This window comes from Cytophaga sp. (genome assembly GCF_051961495.1).
Lineage (GTDB): Bacteria > Bacteroidota > Bacteroidia > Cytophagales > Cytophagaceae > Cytophaga.
In genome coordinates, this window is sequence record NZ_JBQCDF010000265.1 from 1 (window position 1) to 4,382 (window position 4,382).

General features: G+C 38.8%; 3 protein-coding genes. All 3 read left to right on the forward strand.

Translation table 11 applies throughout. The features are described from left to right. The coding region (locus ACTHJT_RS14630; RefSeq protein ID WP_440239500.1) for a DUF6702 family protein at window positions 1-543 on the forward strand (543 nt) is incomplete at its 5' end. Between the two features lie 260 nt (window positions 544-803). Continuing rightward, window positions 804-1,370 (forward strand): HupE/UreJ family protein, encoded by a 567-nt coding sequence (locus ACTHJT_RS14635; RefSeq protein WP_440239502.1) that lies wholly within the window; start codon window positions 804-806, stop codon window positions 1,368-1,370. A gap of 407 nt (window positions 1,371-1,777) precedes the next feature. Further along, on the forward strand, window positions 1,778-4,382 hold a 2,605-nt coding region (locus ACTHJT_RS14640; protein ID WP_440239504.1), incomplete at its 3' end, for a hypothetical protein.

Here is a 4,382-nt window from a genome sequence, read left to right on the forward strand (position 1 = left end):
ATCAATCCAAAAATGAAACCAGTTGCCATTACTACTTGCTTTGATATACTATTCTTTCTGTCCGGCTTCACTGCACATGAAATAAAAATATCTACCAGTGAAATAACGCTGGCTAATTCAAGTATCAAAATCCGGATTAAATTATTTGCTGATGATTTAACCTCATGTCTATCTCAGATTGCTAAAAAACAAGTCCCTTTTGAAGGTACAAGTGTTGATTCTAAAACACTCGTTTTACTCAACGATTATGTAAAACAAAATTTTATGTGCTCAATCAATAATGTAAATATACATTACCGGCTTGTAAGCTCTGTGATTGATAACAACCAGGATATGCAACTAAAAACTGTTGAACTGAATTATGTGGCCGACTACAAAACCGGACAATCGATAAAAAAATGTATTCTTAAAAACACATTACTCTTTGATGCATGTCCGGAACAAAAAAACATCACAAAAATATCTTTAATTCCAAATAAGGAAGCACAAACAATCATTATAGAAAACATTAAGGATGAAACGCAAAAAGAGATTACTTATTAAAATTCAAACAATCGAATAAATTGCCGGCCAATTCCTGTTACTTTTTCCTTCTATTCCTGTATTTAATATTGGAATGAATTTATTCACTTAAACCAAGAACTATGAAAAAGACATCTGTAAGTTATCGATTCACCAGTATTATTTTTACAAATGAAATAGTTTTTACAACATCCTGTTAACATATTGGGGTTGGTGTTTCCGAACATCAACCCCTGATTTTTTTAGATATTAAGGAAGGCGAACGGTACGTTAAATAAGGAATGCAGGAATTCGAAACATACTTACTATTAGGATTCAAACATATTTCAGATATAAAAGGATTTGACCATATACTCTTTATATTAACCTTATGTTGTATCTATTCAGCTGCTGACTGGAAAAATGTATTGATCCTGATAACAGGATTTACCCTGGGACATACAATCACGCTTGCGTTATCGGCTTTGAAAATTATTCTTATTAATTCATATCTGATCGAAATCCTGATCCCGCTTACAATTTTAGCAACCAGTATTTCAAATTTATTCTACACTCCAACTAAAACACAAAATAATATCCATTACATTTTTGCCTTGTTTTTCGGATGTATACATGGTATGGGATTTTCAAACTATTTCAACGCTATTGCCATGAGTGATAATATCCTGCTTGAATTGGCGAGCTTTAATATTGGTCTTGAAATCGGCCAGATCTGTATCGTTGTTTTATTCTTTGTAGCCTATCGTATCCTCCGGCATATTTTTAAAATAAAGCAACAGGAGTGGAAAATATTTTTCTCCGGAGCCGGAGCAGCAAGCGCCGTTATTTTAATCATTGAAAGACTTTGATCCTATGTATATATTCTATAAAAATTCATATTACGAAAATCGTATTTTTTATATTTTTTGAAACTATTACTGAAATCACAGACCCGCTTTTACGCCAATAAGAAGCAGTCTGTGATTTTTTATTATTCCATGATTTATTCAGTCTCAAACTTTTTAAAATGCCAAGCAAACTCAAAAAAAAACTTAAAATCAGGTACTTAAACGAATATTTCCATTCATTTAAAAAAATTTCTTAAAATCAGTTACTTTTTAAATTCCTCAAGTGTCTTAGTAAAGAGTAATTTCTCTACGATTTAAAATTCAATAGGGTGAATTATTTACACAGCAACCAGATAACCGTTTACAATTTTAAACAACTGCAAAATTCAACTTGGATGATTATATTCTACAAAATTCTCTTCCGGATCATGATTAAATTTTCGTCATTTCTCCTATTGACGATAATAACTATTCATCTTTCTTTTGCGCAGACCTATAAATGGGATAATGTTGCGATCGGCGGTGGTGGTTTCGTTTCAGGTATTATTACAAGTAAAACAGAACAGAATGTCATGTTCTGCAGAACCGATGTTGGTGGAGCTTACAGATGGGATGCAACCAATACAAAATGGATCCCTTTATTAGACTGGACCTCAGAAAATGAAACAGGCTTCCAGGGGGTTGAATCTATTGCCATGGATCCGCAGGCATCTAAAAATATATACATGCTTGTTGGTACAGACTATTTTAATTCAGGAAAAACCGCTATCCTGCGTTCAACAGATTATGGCAATACATTTTCGATGACGGATGTAACCTCCCAGTTTAAAGCCCATGGCAACGGCATGGGCAGACAGAATGGCGAAAAATTAGTTGTCGATCCCAACAAAGGTTCTATTTTGTTTTGCGGAACACGCTACAATGGTTTATTTAAAAGTACAGACTCCGGTGCCAGCTGGTCAAACGTTACAACCACAGGTAACAGTACGGCAAATGGTAACGGCTTGAGCTTTGTTTTAATTGACCCTAAAAGCGGAACAACAGGCAATGCATCCCAAACCATTTTCTTTGGCGTTTCTCAGACAAGCAACAACTTTTATAAAAGTACCAATGGCGGAGTTTCTTTTACAGAAATAACAGGTGGGCCTTCATTAATGCCCCAACGTGCTGCATTAGCAAGCGATGGGAACATGTATATCACCTATGCTGATAAAGAAGGCCCATGGAACATTACTTCAGGCCAGATATGGAAATACAATACAACAAATGGTGCGTGGACAAACGTAACTCCAACCGGCTATACATGTGGTTTTGGCGGGATCAGTGTTGACCCGAACAATCCTCAGCGTTTAATAGCATCTTCAATCAATTTATATTGGAAACAATACGGTAGTACCTATGGAGACCGTTTATTTCTAAGTACCAACGGGGGCGCTACCTGGACAGATCTTGTAGGTAATGCGGGTATAACCATTAATCCGAACGGTTGCACCTGGATCAGCGGAAACTCTATACATTGGGCGGGCTGTATTGAATTCAATCCATTCAATACAGCTCAGGCCTACGTTATTTCCGGTAATGGCTTGTTTGTATGCGATAACGTAAATGCAAGTGCTACCACCTGGAAATTTTTAGTGAAAGGTATCGAAGAAACAGTGCCCTTAGATATTGTAAGTATCCCCGGCGGTCCGCTGGTTTCTGTCATCGGCGATTATGATGGTTTTGTACATTCAGATATAACCCAATATGCCCCTATACATACGCCAACAATGGGAACAACTAGTGGAATAGCTGTAGCGGCGTTAAATACAAACAAGATGGTACGTGTCGGGGGAGGAAGTAATTCCAGTGGCAAAATGTATTATACCACAAATCAGGGTGGAAGCTGGACACTAACCCCTTCTATTAATGGATTTCAGGGTAAGGTAGCACTTTCTGCCGATGGTGCTACTATCCTGCATTGTCCGTATGGTTCTTCAACGATATATCGTTCTACCAATAATGGTTCATCATGGACAACCAGTAATGGTGTCAATATCTCATATGCTGTGCCCGTTGCGGATATGGTCAATTCAAATAAATTTTATGCATATAACAGTGATAATGGTGTAATGATGGTAAGTACCGATGGTGGTGCTAATTTCTCAAGTGCAGGTTCTCTTGATAAATGGGGATCTAAAATCATCCGCACTGTTCCGGGAATTGAAGGTGATATCTGGGTTCCATTATCCTGGGGCGGCTTGGCACACTCAACCAATTCAGGAACATCTTTTACCAAACTAACCAATGTCACTCGCTGCGATGCGATCGGATTTGGAAAAGCTGCACCTACTGCCACGTATGTAACACTTTACATGTATGGAACCGTAAGCGGTGTTACGGGAGTATTTGCCTCTATTGATCAGGGCGCAACATGGACAAGAGTAAATGATGATGCGCATGAATACGGCGGGCCCGGCAACGGGCAATTCGTAATCGGCGACATGAACGTATTCGGACGTGTATACATGAGTACCGTAGGACGCGGCATTGCTTACGGTGAGCTTTCAACCGGAAGTTGTACAGCGAGTATCACGGCCCCTTCTACGTCATTCTGTACGGGCAGTTCTACTGTATTAACAGCAAGCACAGGTATAGCTTACCAATGGATTAAAGACTTAGCACCTATAAGCGGTGCAACCAATGCAACCTATACAGCTACTGCTGCAGGATCTTATACCGTAAGCGTGACCAATGCAAGCGGCTGCACAGCAGTAGCATCTGCAACTACCATTACTGTAAACGCATTACCAACAGCAGCGATCACTACTCCAACTACTTCTTTCTGCACCGGTGGTTCAGTTGTGCTTTCAGCAAACACCGGTACGGGATTGACTTACCAATGGTCGAATACAGCTGGTGCAATCAGCGGCGCTACCAATGCTACTTACACGGCATCAGCTGCAAGTTCCTATACTGTAAAAGTGACCAACAGCAATAATTGTTCTGCAACATCTGCGGCAACAGTCATAACCGTAAACGCATTGCCAACAG